The organism is Streptomyces sp. NPDC037421 (assembly GCF_055602105.1).
The window spans coordinates 9,061-12,099 of the sequence record NZ_JBVJWV010000024.1 but is presented as its reverse complement, the minus strand read 5'-3'; the positions used below and the strand labels follow the sequence as shown (position 1 = coordinate 12,099).

General features: G+C 79.9%; 2 protein-coding genes. One reads left to right on the top strand and one right to left on the bottom strand.

Going from position 1 to position 3,039, the window contains the following annotated elements:
* Window positions 1-172 precede the first annotated feature (172 nt).
* On the top strand, window positions 173-1,954 hold the full coding sequence (locus ACZ7IF_RS27870) for an ABC transporter ATP-binding protein (protein ID WP_470976628.1): 1,782 nt from the start codon (window positions 173-175) through the stop codon (window positions 1,952-1,954).
* Here ACZ7IF_RS27870 and ACZ7IF_RS27865 read toward each other — a convergent pair.
* Window positions 1,897-2,772, bottom strand: a complete 876-nt coding sequence (locus ACZ7IF_RS27865) for a hypothetical protein (RefSeq protein WP_470976625.1) — start codon at window positions 2,770-2,772, stop codon at window positions 1,897-1,899. The two genes, ACZ7IF_RS27870 and ACZ7IF_RS27865, sit on opposite strands and share 58 nt — an antisense overlap.
* Between the last annotated feature and the right edge of the window lie 267 nt (window positions 2,773-3,039).

The following is a 3,039-nucleotide window of genomic DNA, read 5'->3' as shown; positions in this document are numbered from 1 at the left end:
AGGGGGGGGGGCGCTAGAGCCAGCTGGCTCCTGGGCGGCAAAGAAAGCTGAAGTACCCGACCCTGGACTGGGTGGGCTCCCGGGGGTCCCGGGCGCCCCCCCCCCGGGCCCCGCACCTCATCCCGGGCCGCCCGCGTCCCGGGCCACCGGGAGACACGAGGAGCCGCCGCCGATGACCCCGCCCGACGCCGCCGGTGAGGCGGCGGCCGTCGACACCCCCGGCGAGGCGGCGGCCAGCGGTGCCGCCGACCGGGCGCTGAGGGCGGCCGCTCGGCACAGCGCCGGCCGCACCGCCGCCGTGTCCGCCTGCTCGCTGGCCGCCGCGTGCGCGGCACTGGCCGAACCGGCCGTCCTCGGTCACGCCCTGGACCTGCTCCTGCGCCGCGACCCCTCGGGCACCCTGTGGGCCCTGTACTGCGCGGCGGTGACCGCCGCCGAGGTCCTGCTGGACGCCGCGGCCGCACGGCTCACCGGCAGCGTCGACGCCCGCTCCACCGCCTGGCTGCGCCGACGCTGCCTCACCGCGCTGCTGCGCACCGCACCGCACCACGCCGCCCGGCACTCCCCCGGCGAGATCTCGGCCCGGCTCACGGCGCACGCCGCGGGCGCCGGGACCGTTCCCGCGGCCGTCGCGACGGCCGTCACGGCCCTGCTGCCGCCGGTCGGGGGACTCGTCGCCCTGTTCCTCGTCGACGTCTGGACCGGCCTCGCCTTCCTGGCCGGGGTGCCCGTGCTCGCGCTGCTGCTGAGGGCCTTCGCCCGCGCGTCGGGAGCCAGCGTGGGCAGGTACCAGCAGGTGCAGCTCGCCCTGGCCGGACGCCTCGCCGAGGCCCTGGCCGGCGCCCGCACCATCGCGGCGGCCGGCACCGGCGAACGCGAGGCGGCGCGGATCCTCGCCCCGCTGCCCGAACTGGGCCGCGAGGGACGGCGGATGTGGCGGATCTACGGGGGGACCGCCGCCCGCACCGGCGCCCTGATGCCCCTCCTGCTCTACGTGGTCCTCGGCGTGGGCGGCATGCGTCTGGCGGCCGGGGCCCTCGGCGTCGGCGGCCTGCTCGCCGCCGTCCGCTACGCGGGTCTCGCGGCCGGCGCCGGAGCCGTCACGGGCCGGCTCGCGGCGGTGGTGCGCGGCCGGGCCGCCGCCCGCCGCACGGCCGCCCTCCTCGGCCTGCCCGAACTCCCCCAGGGGGAGCGGGAGTACACCGCCGGCGGCCCCGGCACGCTGGAGCTGCGCGGGGTCCGCCTCGTGCGGGCGGGAAGGACCGTGCTGAGCGGGGTCGACCTGCGCCTCCCGGGCGGCACCACCACCGCGGTCGTCGGCCGCTCGGGGTCCGGCAAGAGCCTGCTGGCGGCCGCCGCCGGACGGCTCACCCCCTGCGACGGGGGCCGGGTACTGCTCGACGGCATCCCGCTGGAGGAGCTCACCTCCGGGGCGCTGCGCCGCGAGGTCGGCCACGCCTTCGAGCGGCCGGCCCTGTTCGGGCGGAGCGTCGGCGCGGCCATCGCCTTCGGAGCCCGGCCGGAGCCCGGAGCGGACGCCGTGCGCTCCGCCGCGCGGGCCGCCGGTGCCGACCCGTTCGTACGCCGCCTGCCCGAGGGCTACGGCACACCGCTCGCCGACGCCCCGATGTCCGGCGGCGAACTGCAACGCCTCGGCCTGGCACGGGCGTTCTGCGGTGCGGAGCGGGTGCTCGTCCTGGACGACGCCACTTCCGCCCTGGACACCGTCACCGCCCGCGGGGTGGAGCGCGCCCTGGCCCACGGGGTGCGGGCCCGGACCCGTCTCGTGGTGACCCACCGCGCCTCCACGGCCGCCCGCGCCGACCTCGTCGTATGGCTGGAGGAGGGCCGGGTCCGGGCCACCGGGACGCACGCGGAGCTGTGGCGGGACCCCGCCTACCGCTCGCTGTTCGGGGCGGGCGGGGACCCGGCCGGCCGCGGGGCGGACCGGTGAGCGAGTACGGCACCTGGCGACGGGTCGGCGGCGAGGGACGCCGCTTCCTGCGCGGCCGCACCCGGACGCTGCGCGGCCTCGCCCTGTGGTCCCTGCTGGAATCCGCCCACACCTTCCTCGGCGGGTACGCGGTGGCCCGCGCCCTCGACGACGGCTTCCTCGCCGCCCGGACCGGCACCGGCCTCGCCTGGCTGGCCGTGGCCGGTGCCGGCGCCCTCCTGGGCGGGCTGGCCCTGCGGGGGGTCTTCGGCGGGCTCGCCGACCTCGTCGAACCGCTGCGCGACGGCCTGGTGCGCCGGGCCGTGCGCCAGGCCCTGGAGCGCGCGGTCGCCGACCCCGCGCGGGCCGCGCACGACGGTGCCGTCTCCCGGCTGACCCAGCAGACCGAGATGGCCCGGGACTCCTTCGCGGGACTGGTGCTCGTCGCCCGGTCCTTCGTCTTCACGGCGGCGGGCGCGCTGGCCGGGATGGCGGCGCTGGCGCCGGTGCTGCTCCTGTTCGTGCTGCCGCCGCTGCTCCTGGGCACGGCCGGATTCCTGCTCACGCTGCGCCCGATGGCGCGGGTGCAGCGGCGGGCGCTCGACACCGACGAGGCCCTCGCCGCGCGGACCGGCGAGCTGGCGGCGGGCCTGCGCGACGTGGTCGCCTGCGGAGGCGGCGCGGATGCGGGGGCCGGCCTGCGGCCGCTGATCGCCGAACAGGAGCGGCTGACGCGCCTGCTCGCCCGGTGGGCCGCGCTGCGTACCGTGGCGCTCGGCGTCGCGGGCCGTCTCCCTGTCATCGCGCTGCTGCTGGGGGCGCCCTGGCTGCTCGGGCACGGGCTGAGCGCGGGGGCCCTGGCCGCCGCGCTCACGTACCTGGTCCAGTCCCTGCTGCCGGCGCTCGACGCGCTCATGGGCGCCCTGGGCTCCGCGGGCACCAGGCTCGTGGTGGTCCTGGACCGCTTCTGCCTCCCGCGGCCGGGGCGGGCGCCGGCCGCCGGGGGGGGGGGGGGGGGGGGGGGGGGGGGGGGGGGGGGGGGGGGGGGGGGGGGGGGGGGGGGAGGGGGGGGGGGGGGGGGGGGGGGGGAGGGGGTAGCCTATATA

Coding starts and splice junctions, on each gene's coding strand:
- ACZ7IF_RS27870 (WP_470976628.1), top strand. CDS start 173: ATGACCCCGCCCGACGCCGCCGGTGAGGCGGCGGCCGTCGACACCCCC.